This window comes from Devosia sp. Soil_C_22, assembly GCF_057657195.1.
Map to the genome: position 1 here is coordinate 553901 of NZ_JBDGIY010000001.1, position 20137 is coordinate 574037.

Genomic DNA, 20137 nt, shown 5'->3' on the forward strand with positions numbered 1-20137 from the left:
AGGATCACGGAAGCGCCGCACGGGTCAAGCTATGCCATGGGCGGAGGCTCAGCCCAGCGTCGCCAGCGCCTTGAGCAGGGCGGCCTCGTTGCAGCGGCCATGGGTGGCGCGTTCGACGAATTCGGGGGTCAGCAGGGTACGGCGCGGCCGGGCGTCGGGAGCGGCGCGCTGCATGCGCCAGCGCAGCATCTCGACCGCGGTGGCGCCGATCTCGTTCATCGGCTGGCGCACGGTGGTCATCTTGAGGCCGAGTTGGGAGGCGGTGTGCGAATCGTTCGAGCCGATGACCGAGACATGCTGCGGCACCTTGAGGCCTAGCTCGAGCAGGCCCCAGGCGAGCGTGATGGCGACGAAATCGGTGGCGCCGGCAAAGGCGGTGGGTGGGTGATTGCCGGCCAATGCTTCCAGCACGGTGGCCTTGGCATCGCTCGTGGGGTCGAAGGTGAACGGCGGCAGCACCGTGCCGCCATGCACGCGCATCGCCTCGACGAGGCCTGCCTGCCGCAGGTTGCGCCCCTCATCCTCCGGCGCATCGGTGAAAAAGCCGATGCGCCGGTGGCCGAGCTTGCCTAACTCATCGCCGACCACATAGCCGGCATCGAAATTGGCGGACTGCACGCTGTCGATCAGTTCCATCGGTCGCGGGTGGCCGATCAGCACCTTGGGCAGCGGCAGGGCGAGGAAGGGTTCGATCACGCCGCGCGAGCGCCGCCCGGCGAGGATCAGTCCGCTGACCTTGTCGTCGAGGATTTCCGGCCCGCGGTCGCTCAGCACGTCGACCGTCAGCTTGAAGCCGGTGGCGCGGGCTTCCGCCTCGGCGCCGCTGATCACCTCCACCCAGAAGCTCGAGTTCATCGCGTCGGCGCGCGGAATGACGAGGTGCACGATGCCACCGTCGGTCGCCGGTCCCACGGTTGCGGCATGGTTGTAGCCGAGCTCGCGGGCAGCGTTCAGCACCACCTGCCTCGTCGCTTCGCTCACGCCGGGTCGGCCCGACAGTGCTCGCGAGATCGAGAATTTCGAGAGCTTCAGCTCACGGGAGAGGTCATCGAGGGTGATCTTGCGGGCCATGGTCGCTCCGGCTGTTCTGTGCGGCCATTAGGCCTTTCGCTGCCTACAGACAAGCCTCACGCCGCAATATCACCGCAAAATCGCAAGTTTGTTGCGCCAAATAAACGCAAAGACATTGCGTTTATGCATTGCGCCTCCCCGAGCCTGTCCCTTAGGGTGTCGTCACTGGGGCTGCCGGAGAGCAGCGACTTACTGGAGGAGACGGGGAGCAATGTCGGATCCCTTGCGTATCTTGCTGACCGGCGAGATCGACGCTGCGCGGCTGGCCGAGATCAAGGCCATTGCGCCCAATGCGGACGTCACTTTCTTCGACAAGCAGGATGCGATGGAGGCGGCGGTTGCCGATGCCGATATCGTCGCCGGCCAGCTGTCGCGCGATGCGCTGAAGCGCGCGTCCTCGATCAAGTGGGTGCATAGTTGGGCGGCAGGGCCGAACACGCAGCTCTATCCCGAGTTCGTCGATCACCCGGTGGTGCTGACCTGCTCCAAGGGCAATGGCGCGATCCCGCTCGCCGAGCACGCCATGATGCTTATGATGATGCTCAACCGGAACGCCTATCGCTGGATCGAGGGCCACCGGAACAGGAAGTGGGACGCGTTCTTCCACGGCGAACTCAACGGCAAGACCGTCGGCATTATCGGCGCGGGCTACTCGGGCGTCGACCTGGCGCTCAAGGCCAAGGCCTTCCACATGACGGTGCTCGGGTTGCGCCGGAACAATCAGCCGACGCCGAATTTCGACGAGATGTTCACGCCCGACCGGCTGCACGAATTCCTCGGCCGCTCGGACTTCGTCGTGGTCACCGCGCCCAAGACGCCCGAGACCACCGACATGCTGGGCGAGGCCGAGTTCAAGGCGATGAAGAAGACCGCCTTCTACGTGTGCTTCTCGCGCGGCGGCGTCGCCAATGACGGGGCGCTCTACAAGGCCATCACCGAGGGCTGGATTGCCGGTGCGGGCCTCGATGCGCACGGCGTCGAGCCGCTGCCGGCCGACAGTCCGTTCTGGACCGCGCCAAATACTGTCATCACCCCGCATAACGGCGCGACCACGCTCGAGACCAAGGCGCGCGGCTACCGCATCTTCGCCGACAATCTCAAGCGCTACGTGGCCGGCGAGCCGCTCATCAACATCGTCGACAAGCACCTGGGTTACTGACAATGGTCTACGTCATCGATCAGCAGGCCGAGCACGCGTGCGAGCGGCTCGCCATTGCGTCCTACAGCCTGATGGACCAGGGCCGCTACGCCGAGACCGCGGCGCTGTTCACCGAGGACGCGACCTGGGTGCGTGGCGGCAAGCCGGTGGAGGGGCGATCCGGCATTCTCGCCTCGCTTAACCAGCGGCCGGCGACCGACATCTCGCGGCACCTCGTCACCAACGTGCTGGTGCAACTGGTATCCGCCGACGAGGCCGAGGCGACCGCATGCTTCGTGCCGCTGCGCGGGGTGAAGCGCGAGGATGGCAGCGTGGCCATGCCGCCGATCACCAATGTCGGCGACCTGAGCTTCCGCTTCCGCCGTGAGGCGGACGGCTGGCGCATCAGCCATCTCAGACCGACGATGATTTTCAAGCCCTGAGCCGCAAAGAGCGCAACAAGCGCCAGCGGCGAGGGGATCAGGAGGAGGGACGGAACGTGAGGATTTCGAGGAGTGCCTTCAGGCCCGCCGCTATGGGCCTGTTCGTGAGTTTTCTGGCCATTTCGCAGGCGCTGGCCTTCAACCAGGCACCCACGCTGGATGCCCGCGTCAGCGCCGGCGAACTGCCGGCGGTCAATGACCGGTTGCCCAGCGCACCGCTGGTGCTGACCCCGCTCAACGAGGTGGGCAGCTATGGCGGCGAGATGCGTACCGACCTGCTCGGCGGCACCGACCGCGGCTATGGCTGGCTCAACCGCATCATCGGCTACGAGCCGCTGGTGCGCTTTGCGCCCGAGGGCGGCACCGTGGTGCCCAACATCGCGGAATCCTGGGAGGCGAGCGAGGATTCCACTCAGTTCACTTTCAAGCTCCGCCAGGGCATGAAGTGGAGCGACGGCGCGCCGGTGACCGCGGACGACGTGGTGTTCTGGTTCGAGGACATGGCGCTCAACGAGGAGCTGTTCCCCGGCGGTCCGGGCGGCCACATGATGAATGGCGGCGAGGCGGCCAAGCTCGAAAAGATCGACGACTTCACGATCCGGTTCACCTTCGCCAAGCCGTACGGCCTGTTCCTGCAGCAGATGGCCTCGGGCAACAACCTGCCCACCATCGCGCCCAAGCACTACGCCGAAAAATTCCACCCCAAGTACAACGCCGAGGGCATCGACGCCGAGATCAAGGCGGCGGGGGTGACCTCGTGGGTCGACCTTTTCACCCAGAAGGTCGGCGGCCCGACCGGCAGCAACTTTGCCCAGTGGCTCAACCCGGAACTGCCCACGCTCAACGCCTGGACGGTGACCCAGCCCTATGATGGCTCGAGCTCGCAGGTGGTGGCCACCCGCAACCCCTACTACTGGAAGGTCGATACGGCGGAGAACCAGCTGCCCTATCTCGACCAGGTCGTGCTGCCCATCATCGGCGACCCCGAGGTCCTGAAGCTGATGGTGATGAACGGGCAGGTCGACTTCGTCTACCGCCCACAGAATTTCGGCATCACCGACAAGCCGATCCTGTTCGAGAACCAGGCGGCCGGCAAATACCACTTCGTCGATCTCAGCGCCGACGTCTCGGCCGCCCATGCCGTGCACCTGAACCTCACGGTACAGGACCCGGTCAAGAACGCGCTGTTCAACGACAAGAATTTCCGCATCGCGCTTAGCCACGCCATCAACCGGCCCGAGCTGATCGACATCATCTATGTCGGGCAGGGCGAGCCGTTCCAGGTGGCGCCGCGGCCGGAGTCGCAGTTCTACGACGAGGCATTCGCACGCCAGTACACCGAGTATGATCCGGACCTCGCCAACAAGATGCTGGACGAGCTCGGGCTCACCAACAAGGACGGCAACGGCATCCGGTTGATGAGCGATGGCAACCCGTTGGTGATCCGCGTCGACGTGCGCACCGACACCACCCAGCAGGTCGACAGCCTCGAGCTGATGCAGGGCTACTGGAAGGATGTCGGCGTCGATCTTCAGGTCAACGTCATCGACTCTGCGCTCTATCGTGAGCGGCAGGTGGCGAACCTGCACGAAGCGATGTCCAACGTCGGCGCCGGCGGCCTCAACGAGCTGCTCAACCCGCGGCTCTACGTGCCGATCAACGACAACGCGCTCTACGCCGTGCCGTGGTCCTACTGGTATAATGGCGACGAGCGCGGCATCGAGCCGCCGGAGGAGACCAAGCGCCAGCTCGGGCTCTATGACGAGGCGCTGGCAACGGCTGATCCCGCCGCACAGGCGGAGCTGTTCAAGCAGGTGATCGACATCGCCAGGGACGAGTTCCGCAGCTTCGGTATCTCGCTGCTGACCGGCACCTACGCGGTCGCCACCGACCGGATGGGGAACGTCCCGGCGACGATGATCGACTCGGCGATCTATCCGACGCCGGCGCCGCTCAACCTCTCCACCTGGTACGTCAAGCAATAGCCTGACCCATGCCCCCGCGGCCTTCGTGCCGCGGGGCCGTGCCGTCCGAGGGAGACGCCGCGCATGCTCGCATATCTGCTGAGACGCCTTGGCTACATGGTGGTGACGCTGTTCTTCATCTCCATCCTGACCTTCGTCATCATCCAGCTGCCGCCGGGCGACTACCTGAGCTCGATGGTGGCAGGCATGTCGGCCGAGGGCGTGCAGGTGAACCAGGCTTTCGTCGAAGGTATGCGCGAGCGCTACGGACTGGGCGAGCCGTTCCACATCCAGTACTGGAAGTGGATTTCCAACATCATCTTCCGCGGCGATTTCGGCCAGAGCTTCGAGTGGAGTCGGCCAGTGCAGACGCTGATCTACGAGCGCATGGGGCTGACGCTCGTGCTCTCGATCTCGACGCTGCTGTTCATCTGGGCCATCGCCTTCCCGATCGGCATCTACTCGGCGATCCGCAAGAACTCGATAGGCGCGCATCTTGCGACCTTCATCGGCTTCATCGGGCTTGCGATCCCGAACTTCCTCATCGCGCTCGTCTTCATGTATCTCTCCTTCCGCTACCTGGGGCAGACTGTGGGCGGGCTGTTCTCGCCCGAATTCGAGAATGCCGACTGGAGCTTGGCCAAGGTCGGCGACCTGATCAGCCACTTGTGGATCCCGGTGATCGTGCTCGGCATGGCCGGAACCGCGAGCCTCATCCGCATCATGCGGGCAAACCTGCTCGACGAGCTCAACAAGCCTTATGTCGTGACGCAGCGCGCCATGGGCCATCCCGAGCACGTGCTGCTGATGAAGTATCCGGTGCGGGTGGCGCTGAACCCGTTCGTCTCGACCGTCGGCTGGGTGCTGCCGGGACTGGTCTCGGGTGCGACGATCACCGCCATCGTCCTCAACCTGCCGACGTCGGGACCAATGCTGCTGCGCTCGCTCCTGACCCAGGACATGTACCTCGCCGGCAGCTTCATCCTGCTGCTCAGCGTGCTGACCGTGATCGGCACGCTGATCTCCGACATCCTGCTTGCGTGGCTCGACCCGCGCATTCGCTACAGCTGAGGTGGCACGATGACCGACCAGACCGCAGGCGCCGCATCCGCCCCCGCCATTCCGCGGACCGAGAAGGAAGCCAGGCAACAGGTCGCCGGCCAGTGGCAGCTGATCTGGTGGCGCTTCCGCCGCAACAAGGTGGCGCTTTTCGCCGGCGCCGTGGTGCTGGTGATCTACCTCGTCGCCATTTTCGCCGAGTTCCTCGCGCCCTTCTCCACCGACTTCTATTCCTCGCGCTACATTTACGCGCCGCCGCAGCCGCTGAACCTATTCGTCTCCGACGAGAGCGGCATCCGCTTCGAGCCGCATGTGATGGGCTACAAGAGCGATGTCGATCCGGTATCGTTCAAGCGCACCTTCGTGCCCGATCCGGAAAAGGTCATACCGGTCGGCTTCTTCCAGCGCGGCGAACCCTACCTGCTGTTCGGGCTCGTTCCCGCCGATATCCACCTGATCGCGCCGACCAACCCGCGCGATCCTATGTACCTGTTCGGCGCTGACCGGCTGGGCCGCGACGTGTTGAGCCGCACCATCCACGGCACCCGTATCTCGATGTCGATCGGGCTGATCGGCGTCAGCTTCTCGCTGGTGCTGGGCATCATCCTGGGCGGCCTTTCCGGCTTCATCGGCGGCACGGTTGACAACCTGATCCAGCGGCTGATCGAGTTCCTGCAGTCGGTGCCGACCATCCCGCTATGGATGGGCCTCGCGGCTGCCATTCCGCAGAGTTGGTCGCCGCTGCAGGTCTATTTCGCCATCACCATCATCCTGTCGCTGATCGGCTGGACCGGGCTGGCGCGTGAGGTGCGCGGCAAGTTCATGGCCTTGAAGCACGAGGATTTCGTCGTCGCGGCGCGGCTCGACGGGCTGGGCGAGATGGCGATTATCCGCAAGCACCTCGTGCCGTCCTTCCTCAGCCACATCATCGCCTCGGTGACCCTCGCCATCCCGGCAATGATCCTCGCCGAGACGGCGCTGAGCTTTATCGGCATCGGGCTCAAGCCGCCGGTAGTGAGCTGGGGCGTGCTGCTGCAGGAGGCGCAGAACATCCGTTCGGTCGCCTCGGCGCCGTGGCTGTTCCTGCCCGGCTTTGCAATCGTCACGGCGGTGCTGTCCATGAACTTCCTCGGCGACGGCCTCATCGATGCGGCGGATCCCTATGGCAACTGACACCCCGCTGCTCGAGATCAACGGTCTGAAGACCCACTTCGCGCAGGGTCCAAGCGCCGTGCGCGCCGTCGACGGCGCCGACCTCGTCATCCGCGACGGCGAGACCGTGTGCGTGGTCGGCGAGTCCGGCTGCGGCAAGTCGATGATGGCGCGCTCGATCCTGCGCATCGTCTCCCCGCCCGGCAAGGTGGTCGGCGGCGAGATGAAGTTCAGGAAGGCCGACGGCAAGGTCGTGGACCTCGCCCAACTCGACCCTACGGGCGACGAGATCCGCTCGATCCGCGGACGCGAGATCGCGATGATATTCCAGGAGCCGATGACGGCGCTCGGACCGGTGCAGACCATCGGCGCACAGATCGGCGACGCCATCCGGCTGCACATGAAGGTATCGAAGGCCGAGGCGCGCAACCGCACCATCGAGATCCTGAAGCGGGTCGGCATGCCGCGGCCGGAGGAGCGGATCAACGCCTACCCGTTCCAGCTCTCGGGCGGCATGCGGCAGCGCGCGATGATCGCGCTGGCCCTGTCGTGCCGGCCGCGCCTCTTGATCGCCGACGAGCCGACCACGGCGCTGGACGTGACCACGCAGGCGGTGATCCTCGACCTGATCAAGGACCTGCAGGCCGAGTTCGGCATGGCGGTGATGTTCATCACCCACGATCTCGGCGTCGTCGCCGAGATCGCCGACAGTGTGGCGGTGATGTATCTGGGCCGCGTGGTCGAGCGGGCGCCGGTCGACGACATTTTCCATGAGACGCGGCACCCCTACACGCGCGGGCTGCTGCGCTCCATCCCGCGGCTCGGCATAGCAGTGGGCGAAGAGCTCGACACCATCGAGGGCATGGTGCCCAACCCACTGAACCGGCCGGAGGGCTGCAGCTTCCACCCGCGTTGTCGCGAGTTCATGCCCGGCCTGTGCGACCGCATCGACCCCAGCCGCACGGTGTTTCCGGGCGGGCAGGAGGTGCGCTGCCTGCTGCACGAGAATGTCGTGAAGCCGGAGGCAGTGTCGTGAACGCCATGGCCATGCCGACGCTCGTCGAGCCGATCCTCAAGGTGCAGGACCTCAAGGTCCATTTCCCGATCACGCGCGGCGTGCTGCGCCGCACTGTCGGCCAGGTGAAGGCGGTCGACGGCGTCAGCTTCGAGGTGATGCGCGGTGAAACGCTCGGCCTCGTGGGTGAAAGCGGCTGCGGCAAGACCACCACCGGCCGCTCGCTGCTGCGCATCGTCGAGGCGACGGCCGGCTCGATCACCTTCCGCCGCCCCAATGGCGAGGAGCTCGACGTTACCGGGGCAGGGCGCCTACAACTCAAGGCCCTTCGGCGCGAGATGCGCATGGTGTTCCAAGACCCCAATGCCTCGTTGAACCCGCGCCTGCCGGTGGGCGAGATCATTGGCCAGGGCATGGAATATGCCGGCATGTCGCGCTCGGAGATCGACGACCGTGTCGGTGAGCTCCTGCAGAAGGTCGGGCTGAGGCCCGAATATGTGCGGCGCTATCCGCATGCGTTCTCGGGCGGCGAGCGCCAGCGTATCGGTATCGCCCGGGCGCTGTCGCTCAACCCGGCCTTCGTCGTGTGCGACGAGGCGGTGTCGGCGCTCGATGTCTCGGTGCAGGCGCAGATTCTCAGGCTGCTGCGCAACCTGAAGCGCGAGCTCGATCTCACCTATCTGTTCGTCGGCCACGATCTGGCGGTGATCCAGCATATCTGCGACCGCGTCGCCGTGATGTATGCGGGCAAGCTCGTCGAGGTTGCGCCGACTCGCACGCTCTACGCGGCGCCCAAGCACCCCTATACCGAGGCGCTGCTGTCGGCCGTGCCGCGGCCGGATCCGCGGCTGCGGCGGCAGGGGCAGCGCATCCGGCTGACGGGCGAAGTTGCCGATGTCAGCAACCTGCCATCCGGCTGCGCCTTCCACCCGCGCTGCCGCTACGCTACCGATCTCTGCCGCAAGGAGACGCCGCCGCTGCGCACGCTGGGCAATGGGCAGTCGGCCGCGTGTCATTATGCGGAGACGTTGAGTTTGGTGGGCACCGGGGCCTGAAGCTTTCTCTATTGGGTGCCGCCCCACCGGGTCATCCCCGCGAAAGCGGGGATCTCCGTTTAGCTGCACGCTCCGCAAACAGGGATTCCCGCTTTCGCGGGAATGACACCGTGGAAGGATGCGCGTCCCGGGCGCATGCCTCAGCTGTACCGTATCCGCGGGTCGAGCCAGGCCAGCAGCAGATCGCTGAGCAGCGTGCCGATCACAGTGAGGGCCGAGAGCATCATGATGAAGCTGCCGGCGAGATACATGTCCTGGCTGATCAGCGCCTGCAGCAGCAGCGGGCCGGTCATGGGCAGGTTCATCACCACTGCGGTGATCGTGGCGCCGGAGACGAGTGTCGGCAGGATCCAGCCCACCGTCGAGATGAATGGGTTGAGCGCGATCCGCACCGGATACTTCAGCAGCAGCTTGCCTTCGGCCAGCCCATAGGCGCGAGCGGTGGTGACATAGGGCTTCGAAAGCTCGTCGAGCAGGTTTGCGCGCAGGATGCGCATCAGCGCCGCAATGCCGTTGGTGCCGAGCACCACGGTGGGGATGATCAGGTGCTGGCCCAGGTCGAGCAGCTTACCCCAGCTCCACGGCGCACTCTCGTATTCGGGTGAGAACAGCCCGCCCGTGCCCGTGCCGAAATAGCGGAACGAGATGTACATGAGGACGAGCGCGAACAGGAAATTCGGGATGGCGAGGCCGATCACACCGAGGAAGGTGGCAAAGTAGTCGCCGGCGGTGTTCTTGCGGATGGCGGTGTAGATGCCGATCGGCAGCGACACGGCCCAGATGAACAGCAGGCTCACCAGCGCCAGCACGAAGGTGAGGCCGAGCCGATTCCACAGCAGTTCGGCGACCGGCCGCCGCCACTCGAGCGAGAAGCCGAAGTCGCCGTAAAGGACGATGTTGGTGATCCACTTCCAGTACTGGACGATGAACGGATCATCGAGCCCGTAGCGGGCGCGCATCGCCGCCATGTCGGCGGCGTCGACCGTGGTGCCCTGCAGGTTGAGCTGCGCCACCATGGCCGTGACGAAGTCGCCCGGCGGCAGCTGGATGATGATGAAGGTCATCACCGAGATCGCGATCAGCGTCACGACCATGTAGACGATACGGCGCGCGATGAAGGCCAGCATGGTTCAGATCCTGTTGGAGTGCTCCTCCCGGGGACAGGGAAACCCCGGAAGGAGCTCGGCGCGGAGTCGGGAGTCTACTCCGCGGCGTAGTAGAACTGCTCGGGATTGGCCGCGCCCGGATGGGCATATTCGCTGCTGGCGAGCAGTACGGCCGGGAAGTTCGTCATCAGCTTGTTGACCACGCCATAGTCGGAGGTCGGTTGCATGACGCCGATGGTGTAGAACTCCTCCTTGGAGATCGCGAGCAGCTCCTGCATCAGCGCCAGGCGCTTCGGAATATCGATCTCGGCGAACACCTGCTGGTAGAGGTCCATCTGCTTTTTGGCCGCTTCCGGCGGCTCCTCCGGCAGCGTGTCCTTGGTGAACCATTGGCCCCAGGTGGTGGCGTAGAACGCAGCCCACGACGAGGGGAAGTAGTACTTCGGATCGAACAGCGAATCCGGACCGCCCGAGGCGGACCACACGGCCGCATCGTGGTTATTGGACTCGACGCGCTGGTTGAGCGCGGTGGTGTCCGAGGTGTTGATCAGCAGGTCCACGCCGATCTGCCTCCAGTAGCCCTTGATCAGTTCGGCACTGTCGATCCACGGCTGGCGGATCACCGAGATATCGATGGTGAACTGCAGCGGCCGGCCGTCCGACAGCAGGCGGATGCCATTGCCGTCCTTCTCGGTCAGCCCCATGCCGTCCAGCATCTCATTGGCCTTGGCAATGTCGAACTGGGTGAACTGGGTCGCCATTTCCTCGTCGAACAGCGGGGATTCAGGCCGTTCTACCGTCTGATAGGGCAGGCCCTGGCCCAGCCAGACCAGCTCGATCACCTCCTCGCGGTTGATGGCGGTCGAGAGTGCCTGGCGGAAGGTCTTGTTGCCGAACAGCTCGCGGAACACGGGGTCCTTGTGAGTCATGTTGAGCGAGATGATCATCAGGTTGGCCCGGTTGGGCAGCACGTCGTAGAACTCGTAGCCACCCTTCTCCTGGTTGTCGAAGAAGGTGCCGCGGTTTTCCGGCGTAGCGACGAAGCCGACATAGGAATCGAGCATGTCGAAATCGCCATTGGCCGCCTTGAGCAGGGTGACCTGGGCATCGGCGACGATGTCGACCGTTACGCGATCGAAATAGGGAAGCTGGTTACCCTCGGTATCGACCTTGAAGTAGTAGGGATTGCGCTCGGCGATCACCTGCGCGCCGCTGCCCTGACCGATACCCTGGGTGATGATCCAGGGATGCAGGCGCGGCAGCTCGGGGTTACGCCACATGTCGGCCTTGGCGTGGAAGTTCTGCACCCACTCGGCGCCGGCGGCCGCTTCGTTGTAGGTGGGGTGGAACTGCTCGAGATAGTGGCGTGGATAGGCGAAGGGCTGGTTCTGCTCGGCGTCGTTCGACGGCGTCGCCATATATTGCAGCAACAGGCCATTGGGCCCGCCGAACACGAATTTCACCGTCGTCTCGTCGATCTTCTCGACCACCAGCGGCGTGCCGCCGCGCACCGACCAGGTCGGCTTGGACGGGAAGAGTTCGGTGTTGGAATAGACGTCGGTGTACCAGAACATCACGTCGTCGGCGGTATAGGGCTCGCCGTCGCTCCACTTGTGGCCTTCGCGCAGGTGGAAGGTGTATTCCGAGCCGTCCTCGTTGATGTCGACGCTCTCGGCGACGTTCATGATCACTTCCGGCACGATGTCGGCCTGTTCCGTGTCAGGCTGCCAGGTGACCGAGCGCACGAAATTCTCGTAGCCGATGGTGCGGGCGAGGGTGCCGATGTCGCTGGGCGAATTCATCACCAATCGCCAGGTGCCGCCATATCGGCCGACGCTTTCGAACGGCGTGACCACCATCGGGTTGGCGGGCAGGCGCTCGGCGACCGGCGGCAGGCTGCCGGCGGCGACCTGGTCGGCCAGCATTGGGGCTTCCTTATAGTCCTCTGCGAAGGCACCGCCGGACCCCAGCAGGGCCACGGCGAGCGCAGCGATTCCCACTCGCCAGGCTCTTGGCACATGTGCGTGCAGTTTCATCTCTCTCCTCCTTGGAGCGTTGCTGTGACGTCCCGTGGCGGGGTTGAATCCCCGCCTCTACCGGTTGCCCGGATTGGCGCCGCCCCGGCCGGAACCGGGGCTGAAGGATCAGTCGGCTTTGAACTGGATGGCCTCGAAGGCCTCGACCGGCGGCAGCGCGTACCAGAGGTAGCCGGCCGCATCGGGCTTGCCGCTCTCGGGCTTCACTTCGACGCCGGCAACCAGTGCCGTGCCGTCACCCTTCACGCCGCGGACGCCGAGCCGCAGCCCATGCACGGCCGGCGCGTCCTCGTAGAGGTTGTTGCGCTGGCCGCCATAGTTGACGACATGCACGAGCACCCGGCCGGTCGCCTCCTGCCGCTGCACCGTGAGCTCGAACGCGCCGCGGCCCTCGAGCTTTGCCGGTGCCGCCGCGATGTTGCGCTGCACGAGGTCGGTGAGGAAGGTGCGGGTGTGGGGCAGGCTGTCGCGATAGTAGAGCACATCGGCATGCCACGGCACGTAGATGGCCTTGCCCTTACCGTACTTGCCGATGATGGCGCCGGGCAGCTTGCTTTCGAAATCGGGGAAGCAGAGCTCGGGCGGGCCGAAACGCTGCGGCGGCAGCAGGGTCAGCACCGTCTCGGCGCCCTTGCTCGGCTCGGCGACGTAATAGGTCTTGTCGAGCATCAGCAGCTTCACATCCGCTGGGATTGGCAACTCGCCGGCGCCGATGCGGAAGTAGGAGCCCTTCATGTTCTGCCGTGCCATCGGCTTGCCGTCGACCGGCAGGCTGGCGAGCGCCGGCTTGTCGCGGGCGACGCCCTTCTCGTCGTAGAAGCTGGTCTCGCCGGTGACGAGCAGCACGCCGCCGCCCCTCACCCAGGCGTCGAGTGCCTTGGCTTCGGCATCGGAGAGGCAGTTGACGTTGGCCATGACGATCGCGTCATAGGCCGAGAGCACCTTGGCGCCGTTCGGGCCGGCAACGATCTCGTCGGAGACGAGGTCGAAGGGCAGCCGCGCCTCGGCCAGCGCGCGATAGGCGCCGCGGAAGGCGGTTTCGGCATATTCGCCGCTGGCGGTGCGCTTGGAATAGGGCTGCGCGCCGTGACCGGGGAGGTTGGCGTGCGAGTGGTAGAGCGCGATCTTGGCGCCCGAGCTCAGCCCGGTGTAGTGCGCCTCGTTAGCGGCGTGCCACTTGAACAGCTTCGAGGTGTCTGGGTAGGCCGTCTTGTCGTCCTGATCCATCACGCCGAGCAGGTAGAAATCGAGCGTCGCGCCATTGGCGATCTGCTGCGCGCCGCGGGCGAGCTGATACGCGCCGGTCTCCGAGACGAAGCGCCACGCATAGTCGATGAAGTTGGCCGAGGTGGACGATACGGTCTTGCCCTGCCCATAGGCTCGGCCCCAGCGCGCCTGCTCGCCGGCCTGGTACGGCCACTCGGGCTGCGGCCGGTCGACAGCGCGCTGCGTCTCGAGGCGGATCAGGTCGCTGTCGCCGCGATGGCCGGTCATCGCCACCTTGGGCGCGACCCGATGGATGTGCTTGTAGACCTTGCTGCGCAATTCCAGCGCGGTCTTGTCCTTGAACTCGAGATAGTCGGCATAAGCCGGGTCGGAGAAATCCTCCTTGGCCGGCAGCTCGCGGCCATACATGGCGCGGAAGCGGGTGCGGCAGTTGTTGCACACGCAGATGCCGAAATAGTGCCCCGAATAGGTGAAGTTGGTGTAGCCGAACATGTTGAAGAACACGCCGTCCACCGGGTACTTGCCCAGCGATTCCGAGATGATCTCGAGCGCGTAGTCCTGGTACCAGCCGCCGTTCACGCAGGCCTGGTATGTGCCGTTATATTCGAGCGCCTCACCTTTGGCATTGTGCACAAACCATTCAGGATGCGCCTCGTAGGCGATGCGCGTGGCCTTGCTCATGTCGTAGCGGCCGACGAGCGCCAGGCCCTCCGAATGCGCGGCCTCGACCGCGTCGCCCAGCGCGTCGCCCTTCATGTAGGGGTTGATCGCATGCAGCTCGAGCTTGGTGGGGTAGAAGGCGTAGATGCCGCCGATATTGTAGAGCAGCACGTCGGCGCCGAATTCCTTGGTCTCGCGGGCAAGCGCCTTCTGGTCGTAGAGCGCGTCGGGCTGGCGCAGGTTGGTCTGCACCATCCGGTATGGCCGCTGCCACCACAGCGGGGCTGCCGTCCCCTTGGCAGCGGACTTCTTGGTTGCGGTGGCGGTCTTAGGCGGCATCGGCTCTTACTCCCTTGAGTTCCAGGCTTTCGGCGAAATGGCAGGCGACCTCGTGCCCCGCGACCTGACGCGGTTGCGGGTCCTCGGTGCGGCAACGATCGGCGGCGAACGGACAGCGCGGATGGAAGGCGCAGCCGCTCGGGCGGTTGGCTGGATCGGCGACCTCGCCCTTGAGGCGCATGCGCTTGCCGGCGCGAGCCGTCCTGGGGTCCGGCCGCGGCACGGCAGCGAGCAGCGCGGCGGTGTAGGGGTGGCGCGGGCGGCCGAACAGGCTCTCGGTGGTCGCGAGCTCGACGATGCGGCCGGCATACATCACGGCCACGCGGTCGGAGATATACTCGACCACCTTCAGGTCGTGCGAGATGAACAGGTAGGTAAGCGCAAACTCCTCCTGCAGGTCCTGCAGCAGGTTGAGCGTCTGCGCCTGGATCGAGACGTCGAGCGCCGACACGCACTCGTCGGCGACCACCAGTCGCGGCCGTACTGCGAGTGCCCGTGCGATGCCGATGCGCTGCCGCTCGCCACCCGAAAAGGCATAGGGGAAACGCGCCATATAGGATGGCCGCAGCCCGACCTTGGCGAGCAGTGCGCCGACGCGGGACTCGACTTCCCGCTCGTCGGTGACGCCGAAATTGCGCAGCGGCTCGCCGATGATGTCGATCACCCGGCGGCGCGGATTGAGCGAGGCGAACGGGTCCTGGAAGATCATGCGGATCTCGGCCCGGTAGGGGCGGAGCGCCGTCTCACCGAGCCGGGCGAGGTCCACCTCGCCATCCTTGTTGTGGTAGACGATCTCGCCCGTTGTCGGCTCGAGCACGCGCACCAGCGTCTGGCCAAGCGTGGTCTTGCCGCAGCCGCTCTCGCCCACGAGGCTCAGCGTCTCGCCGGCCTTGATGGTGAGGCTCACCCCGTCAACTGCCTTCACGTGCCCGACGACGCGCTTGAGAAAACCCTTGCGGATCGGGAAATGCACGCGGAGGTCGCGCGCTTCCAGCATGGGTGCGGTGTCGGTCATGCCGGCACCTCGCTGTGGATCGCGGTCGCCGAGCGCATATGGCAGGCGCCGAAATGGCCGGGGCGCAACTCGATCAGCTGCGCCTCGGCGACATTGCAGATGCCGTCAACTGCCTCTGGGCAACGCGTGTTGAACGGGCAGCCCTTGGGCCGGTTGAGCTGGTGCGGCACCATGCCTTCGATGGCGGTGAGCCGCTCGCCCCGGGCGCGTCGGGCACCGAGCTTGGGGATCGAGCCGAGCAGCGCCAGCGTATAAGGGTGCTGCGGGTGGTAGAAGATCTCGTCGACGCTGCCGCGTTCGACCACGCGCCCGAGATACATCACCGCCACCTGGTCGGCGATTTCGGCGACGACGCCAAGGTCGTGGGTGATGAACATCACCGCCATGCCCTCGCTGGCTTGCAACTCGGCAATCAGCTCGAGGATGTTGGCCTGCGTCGTGACATCGAGCGCAGTGGTCGGCTCGTCGGCGATCAGCAGCGCCGGACGGCAGGCGAGCGCCATGGCGATCATCACGCGCTGCCGCATGCCGCCCGACAGCTCGAACGGATAGGTCGCAAGCCGCGCCTTGGGGTTGGGAATGCCGACCCGATCCAGCGCTTCGACGGCACGCTGCACCGCCTCGCGGTGGCCGACTTTATGGTGGAGCCGGATTTTTTCGGTCAGCTGGTTGCCCACTGTGTGCACCGGCGACAGCGAGTTCATCGGCTCCTGGAAGATCATCGCGATATCGCGGCCGCGAATGGCGCGGATCGGCTTGCCGGAGGGGTCGAGCGCCGCGATATCGACCGGCTGCTGGCCAGGCCGGGTGAAGTTCATCTCGCCGCCCACCACCCGTCCGGGCGGAGTGACGATCTGCAGCACCGAGCGCGCCATCACCGATTTGCCCGAACCGGATTCGCCGACGACGCACAGCGTCTCACCGGGCCGGATTTCGAGATCGACGCCGTCGACAGCCTTCACCAGCCCCTCGCGGGTGGGGAAGTGAGTCTTCAGCCCGCGGATGGAGAGGAGCGGCTCAGACATAGGGATCCGCCGCATCGCGCAGGCCATCGCCCACGAAGTTGAGCGCCAGCACGGTGACGATCACCATCACACCCGGTGCGAGCAGCCAGGGCGCCTCGGCGAGCGAGCGGATGTTCTGCGCTTCCTGCAGCAGCACGCCCCAGCTCACTACCGGCGGACGGAGGCCGATGCCTAGGAAGCTCAGCGACGTTTCCGCGATGATCATCGCCGGAATGGCGAGCGTCACCGAGGCGATGATGTGGCTGACGAAGCCCGGCACCAGGTGCCGCATGATGATGGTGAACTGCGGCGTGCCATCGAGCCGCGCCGCAGTGACAAACGGCTCGTTGCGCCAGCTCATGAACCGGCCGCGCACCTCACGGGCGAGCGAGGTCCAACCGATCAGCGAGATGATCATGGTGATGATGAGATAAACCAGCACCGGCGACCACGTGACCGGGATGGCGGCGGCGAGCCCCATCCATAGCGGGATGGTCGGCACCGACATGAGGAACTCGATGACGCGCTGGATCAGGTTGTCCGTGACGCCGCCGAAATAGCCGGAGATGCCGCCCAGGATCACCCCGAGCACGAGGCTGATGGCGACGCCGACGAGGCCGATCGAGGTGGAGATGCGCGTGCCGTAGACCAGCCGGCTCAGCACGTCGCGGCCGAGCCGGTCCGAGCCGAGCAGGTAGAAGGGCTGCGTCGGATCGAGCGGGCCGATCAGGTGGATATCGGCCGGGATCAGCCCGAACAGGTGGTAGGGTTCGCCCCTGACGAACAGCCCGACGGGAATGCGCACGCTGGGGTCTGCCGCAAAGATCTTGCGCAGCGTCTGCGGGTCGCGTTGCGAGGAAAAGCCGGTGACGTGCGGGCCGAACTGCGTGTTGCCGGCCTGGTCGGTGTAGAAGAAATGCACCGGCTGCGGCGCCAGCATGGTGAAGGCCGGATCGTAGAAATCCGGGCTGCGCGGGGCGACGAACTCGCAGAAGGCGCCGACCATGTAGATGAGGATGATGAGCACCGCGCTCCACAGCGCGAGCTTGTGTTCCTTGAACTTGAGCCAGACCAGCTGGCGCTGGGTGAGGAGCCCGACTGCGGCCGCCTCCGTCTCGGGCAGGCCGGTCCGGGGTGTCGTAACTGGCAGCTCGCCCAGCGAGGTCATCGCCGGAACTCCCGCACAAGCCGACAGGGATCGCCGCCGCGATCGCTCACTCGCCTCTCCTCCCTTTGCGCGCGTGTTTGTTATGCGCACACGTCGTTTGTTAGCCTAAGGCCATCACGATGTTTTCCTCGGGTCAAGAGCCTAGTTGGTAGCGGACCGTCGAATGGTCGACGGTAGCCTGACAGCTGGGCAACGACGATCGCAGCGTGTCCCCGGATTCCGGGCGAGTCGTCAGACCCAGCCAAGGCGTACCTGCTGTGGATTATTGTCAGTCGCTGCAGGATCGCTCGCCAAACATCGGCATGCTGATGATTGACAACGCAACGAAACAGAACCTAACAAGATGGATCAAACAAGCATAACAAGGCGCCGGAGTTGGCGTTGAGGTCGACTTCCCCATGAGCCGCGTCACCCTGCAATTCATCGCCGACCAGCTCGGCGTCTCGAAATTCGCCGTGTCGCGCGCCCTCACCGGCAAGCCCGGGGTCAGCGAGGAGACGCGGCGCGCGGTGATCGCCGCGGCGCAGAAATTCGGCTACGTGGCGCTGCGGCGCGGCAACGAGGCGCGCTCCATCGAGGTGTTGTTCCACGATCGCAGCGTCGCCAACCGCGAGCTCTGGGTTGACGTGCAGCATGGAGTGGAGGTCGAGGCGACCCGCGCCGGCTACCCGATGGCCGTCCGCTGGACCAATGATCACGGCATGGTGGAACGGCTGCAGAAAACCACCGCCGGCTTCGTGCTCATCGGGCCGCACGAGCCGGAAATGTACGAGGCGGCCCGCGCAGCCAAGGTGCCGTCGGTGATCGTCGCCCATGTGGTGCCGCCGCTCAGCACCATCGACCAGATCACTGCCACCGACGTCGAGGCCGGCGTCTACGTGGCGCGCTTCCTCGCCGAGCTGAAGCACCGGCGCATGGTCTACGTGCACGGCCAGCTCGGCTATCCCGGCCGCTATGCCCGCCTGCGCGGCTTTGCCGAGGCGATCGGGGAGATCCCCGACGCCGAGCTGCGCGAAATCTCGTTCGACGACGATCGCGCGCCGGCCGGCTTCCACGAGGCGCTGATGGAGATGGTAGAGGGCGGCTACGAGCCTACCGCCTTCTTCTGCGGCAGCGACGGCGTCGCTGTCACCGTGGTGTCCGAGCTGATGCGCATGGGCCTGCGCGTCCCCGAGGACGCCTCGGTGATCGGCCACGCGGACTACCCCATCGCCACCCAGGTCTCGCCGAAGCTCACTACCGTGCACATGCCGCATTTCCAGATGGGCATCGCCGCCGTGCGGACGGTGCTGGCTCGCGCCGGCGTCGGCATGGCCATGCAGGACCTGCCGCCGCAACGCATCAGTCTGGTCCCCCACCTGATCGTGCGCGATTCCTCCGGCCCGGCCGCCACGCGCAGCTGGCGCAGCAAGCTGCACACGCGCTAGCATCCGTCGTCCGCCGCGCGATAAGCCACCACGGCCAGTCGGCCGCGGCTCAGAACTCCTCGAGCGTCAGCTCGCGGGCCATGACGATGTTGCCGGCGATGAGTCCGTTGTCGACCGGAATGGCGGCTCCGGTGACGGCGCTGGCGAGGTCGGAGGCCAGGAAGGCGATGACGCGCGCCACCTCGTCCGGCTCGACGATGCGGCCGAGCGGATACCAGCGCTCGAGCGTCTTCAGCACGTTGGGGTCCTTGGCCTTGCGCTCGTCCCAGATCGGCGTGCGCACGGTGCCGGGCAGCACGATGTTGGAGCGGATGCCGTAGCGCCCATACTCAAGCGCGATCGCCTTGGTCATGGCGATCATGCCGGCCTTGGCGGCGCTGTAGGCCGGGTCCCCCAACGCGCTCAGCCCATTGACCGAGCCGACATTGACGATGTTGCCGCTCCGCCGCTCGACCATCTGCGGCAGCACCGCGTAGGCACACGTGTAGGCGCCGTTGAGGTTGGCGTCGACATCGGCCTGCCAGTCCGCCGGCCTGGTCTCGCGCAGCGTCTTGTAGCGCGAGATCCCGGCATTGTTGATCAGCACATGCACGTCGCCGAAACCGGCAAAGGCGGTCGCCACCGCCTGCGCATCGGTGATCTCGACCACCGCCGGCTTCACCGTGATGCCGTCCTTGCCCAGCGCATCCACGAGGTCATTGACCGTCTCGACCCGGTCGATGGCGGCGATGGTCGCGCCCTCCTCGCCGAAGAAGCGGCATAGCCACCGGCCGATGCCGCCCGCTGCTCCCGTAATGGCGATGGTCTTGCCGGCGAATTGTCCGCGCATGCTGCTTGCTTCCTGATGCCCGTATACCCACGTGCCCTGGGTCGATACCCGCCTTAGTCGCTTGCCGTCTAGGCAAACGAAAAGGACTTTGAGCTACTTTCGCATCTTACCTTTATTCGGTCTGATCGCAGAGCATAGCTTGTCCTCGCTCCTTCCCACCCCGCGTCCTGAACATGTTGGGCATTGCTGCGCGCCAAGGCCGCGGCCGACGACCTCGGGGCTCGCCTCGCCCCCCAATCGCGGCCGCGAGAACCCGAAATGGGCGAGGTGAGGGGGCCTTTCGATTGCTCCGCACCAGCCGGTGGCTGGCCAAGGCCCCCGCACCTCAGTTGCGCTAAGTCGCTGCCGCCCTAGCTTCGCGATCCTCTCCCCTACGGGGCGAGGAGGCGGGCAACCTCGACGTGTGCGCTGCGCTGTTGAGTACGGACC

Annotated in this window: 16 protein-coding genes; 8 read left to right on the forward strand and 8 right to left on the reverse strand. The window is 65.6% G+C overall.

What is annotated here, in order from left to right; translation table 11 throughout:
- Nucleotides 1-48 precede the first annotated feature (48 nt).
- A complete protein-coding gene (locus AC3A6I_RS02660) occupies nt 49-1071 on the reverse strand; it encodes a LacI family DNA-binding transcriptional regulator (RefSeq protein WP_487541636.1) in 1023 nt (340 codons plus the stop codon).
- A 211-nt stretch (nt 1072-1282) separates the two neighbouring features.
- Here AC3A6I_RS02660 and AC3A6I_RS02665 point away from each other — a divergent pair, with 211 nt between their 5' ends.
- The 7 genes from AC3A6I_RS02665 to AC3A6I_RS02695 all read left to right on the forward strand — a co-directional run bounded on the left by AC3A6I_RS02665 (nt 1283) and on the right by AC3A6I_RS02695 (nt 8897).
- Complete coding sequence (locus AC3A6I_RS02665; protein WP_487541637.1) at nt 1283-2230, forward strand: D-2-hydroxyacid dehydrogenase; 948 nt, start codon at nt 1283-1285, stop codon at nt 2228-2230.
- 2 nt (nt 2231-2232) lie between these two features.
- Nucleotides 2233-2652, forward strand: coding sequence for a nuclear transport factor 2 family protein (locus AC3A6I_RS02670; protein ID WP_487541638.1), 420 nt, complete (start codon nt 2233-2235; stop codon nt 2650-2652).
- Nucleotides 2653-2756: 104 nt separating this feature from the next.
- Complete coding sequence (locus AC3A6I_RS02675; RefSeq protein WP_487541639.1) at nt 2757-4637, forward strand: ABC transporter substrate-binding protein; 1881 nt, start codon at nt 2757-2759, stop codon at nt 4635-4637.
- Nucleotides 4638-4700: 63 nt separating this feature from the next.
- Nucleotides 4701-5687 carry an ABC transporter permease gene (locus AC3A6I_RS02680; RefSeq protein WP_487541640.1) on the forward strand — a complete coding sequence of 329 codons (987 nt, stop codon included), beginning with the start codon at nt 4701-4703 and terminating at the stop codon, nt 5685-5687.
- Between the two features lie 9 nt (nt 5688-5696).
- Nucleotides 5697-6848, forward strand: coding sequence for an ABC transporter permease (locus tag AC3A6I_RS02685; RefSeq protein ID WP_487541641.1), 1152 nt, complete (start codon nt 5697-5699; stop codon nt 6846-6848).
- Nucleotides 6838-7863: an ABC transporter ATP-binding protein gene (locus AC3A6I_RS02690; protein ID WP_487541642.1), complete on the forward strand. Its 1026-nt coding sequence runs from the start codon at nt 6838-6840 to the stop codon at nt 7861-7863. Before AC3A6I_RS02685 ends, AC3A6I_RS02690 begins: the two co-directional genes overlap by 11 nt.
- A gap of 5 nt (nt 7864-7868) precedes the next feature.
- Nucleotides 7869-8897: an ABC transporter ATP-binding protein gene (locus tag AC3A6I_RS02695; protein ID WP_487544971.1), complete on the forward strand. Its 1029-nt coding sequence runs from the start codon at nt 7869-7871 to the stop codon at nt 8895-8897.
- A 140-nt stretch (nt 8898-9037) separates the two neighbouring features.
- Here the strand turns inward: AC3A6I_RS02695 and AC3A6I_RS02700 are convergent, their stop codons facing one another.
- From AC3A6I_RS02700 to AC3A6I_RS02725, 6 genes are all read right to left on the reverse strand, one after another.
- Nucleotides 9038-10024, reverse strand: coding sequence for an ABC transporter permease (locus AC3A6I_RS02700; protein WP_487541643.1), 987 nt, complete (start codon nt 10022-10024; stop codon nt 9038-9040).
- A 74-nt stretch (nt 10025-10098) separates the two neighbouring features.
- Nucleotides 10099-12039, reverse strand: a complete 1941-nt coding sequence (locus tag AC3A6I_RS02705; RefSeq protein ID WP_487541644.1) for an ABC transporter substrate-binding protein — start codon at nt 12037-12039, stop codon at nt 10099-10101.
- 108 nt (nt 12040-12147) lie between these two features.
- On the reverse strand, nt 12148-14265 hold the full coding sequence (locus AC3A6I_RS02710; RefSeq protein ID WP_487541645.1) for an alpha-amylase family protein: 2118 nt from the start codon (nt 14263-14265) through the stop codon (nt 12148-12150).
- Entirely contained in the window at nt 14255-15280 is a 1026-nt protein-coding gene (locus AC3A6I_RS02715) for an ABC transporter ATP-binding protein (RefSeq protein WP_487541646.1), read from the reverse strand. The genes AC3A6I_RS02710 and AC3A6I_RS02715 overlap by 11 nt, the downstream gene beginning before the upstream one ends.
- Complete coding sequence (locus AC3A6I_RS02720; protein ID WP_487541647.1) at nt 15277-16305, reverse strand: ABC transporter ATP-binding protein; 1029 nt, start codon at nt 16303-16305, stop codon at nt 15277-15279. The genes AC3A6I_RS02715 and AC3A6I_RS02720 overlap by 4 nt, the downstream gene beginning before the upstream one ends.
- Nucleotides 16298-17452 (reverse strand): ABC transporter permease, encoded by a 1155-nt coding sequence (locus tag AC3A6I_RS02725; RefSeq protein ID WP_487541648.1) that lies wholly within the window; start codon nt 17450-17452, stop codon nt 16298-16300. The genes AC3A6I_RS02720 and AC3A6I_RS02725 overlap by 8 nt, the downstream gene beginning before the upstream one ends.
- Before the next feature lie 398 nt (nt 17453-17850).
- Between AC3A6I_RS02725 and AC3A6I_RS02730 the strand changes: the two genes are divergently transcribed.
- The gene (locus tag AC3A6I_RS02730) at nt 17851-18879 is read left to right on the forward strand and encodes a LacI family DNA-binding transcriptional regulator (protein WP_487541649.1); all 1029 of its coding nucleotides are present in this window, start codon (nt 17851-17853) and stop codon (nt 18877-18879) included.
- 49 nt (nt 18880-18928) lie between these two features.
- On the opposite strand, the gene AC3A6I_RS02735 is transcribed toward AC3A6I_RS02730, so the two are convergent.
- Nucleotides 18929-19708: an SDR family oxidoreductase gene (locus AC3A6I_RS02735; protein WP_487541650.1), complete on the reverse strand. Its 780-nt coding sequence runs from the start codon at nt 19706-19708 to the stop codon at nt 18929-18931.
- Between the last annotated feature and the right edge of the window lie 429 nt (nt 19709-20137).

Coding starts and splice junctions, on each gene's coding strand:
- AC3A6I_RS02660 (WP_487541636.1), bottom strand. CDS start 1,071: ATGGCCCGCAAGATCACCCTCGATGACCTCTCCCGTGAGCTGAAGCTC.
- AC3A6I_RS02665 (WP_487541637.1), top strand. CDS start 1,283: ATGTCGGATCCCTTGCGTATCTTGCTGACCGGCGAGATCGACGCTGCG.
- AC3A6I_RS02670 (WP_487541638.1), top strand. CDS start 2,233: ATGGTCTACGTCATCGATCAGCAGGCCGAGCACGCGTGCGAGCGGCTC.
- AC3A6I_RS02680 (WP_487541640.1), top strand. CDS start 4,701: ATGCTCGCATATCTGCTGAGACGCCTTGGCTACATGGTGGTGACGCTG.
- AC3A6I_RS02685 (WP_487541641.1), top strand. CDS start 5,697: ATGACCGACCAGACCGCAGGCGCCGCATCCGCCCCCGCCATTCCGCGG.
- AC3A6I_RS02690 (WP_487541642.1), top strand. CDS start 6,838: ATGGCAACTGACACCCCGCTGCTCGAGATCAACGGTCTGAAGACCCAC.
- AC3A6I_RS02695 (WP_487544971.1), top strand. CDS start 7,869: ATGGCCATGCCGACGCTCGTCGAGCCGATCCTCAAGGTGCAGGACCTC.
- AC3A6I_RS02700 (WP_487541643.1), bottom strand. CDS start 10,024: ATGCTGGCCTTCATCGCGCGCCGTATCGTCTACATGGTCGTGACGCTG.
- AC3A6I_RS02705 (WP_487541644.1), bottom strand. CDS start 12,039: ATGAAACTGCACGCACATGTGCCAAGAGCCTGGCGAGTGGGAATCGCT.
- AC3A6I_RS02710 (WP_487541645.1), bottom strand. CDS start 14,265: ATGCCGCCTAAGACCGCCACCGCAACCAAGAAGTCCGCTGCCAAGGGG.
- AC3A6I_RS02715 (WP_487541646.1), bottom strand. CDS start 15,280: ATGACCGACACCGCACCCATGCTGGAAGCGCGCGACCTCCGCGTGCAT.
- AC3A6I_RS02720 (WP_487541647.1), bottom strand. CDS start 16,305: ATGTCTGAGCCGCTCCTCTCCATCCGCGGGCTGAAGACTCACTTCCCC.
- AC3A6I_RS02725 (WP_487541648.1), bottom strand. CDS start 17,452: ATGACCTCGCTGGGCGAGCTGCCAGTTACGACACCCCGGACCGGCCTG.
- AC3A6I_RS02730 (WP_487541649.1), top strand. CDS start 17,851: ATGAGCCGCGTCACCCTGCAATTCATCGCCGACCAGCTCGGCGTCTCG.
- AC3A6I_RS02735 (WP_487541650.1), bottom strand. CDS start 19,708: ATGCGCGGACAATTCGCCGGCAAGACCATCGCCATTACGGGAGCAGCG.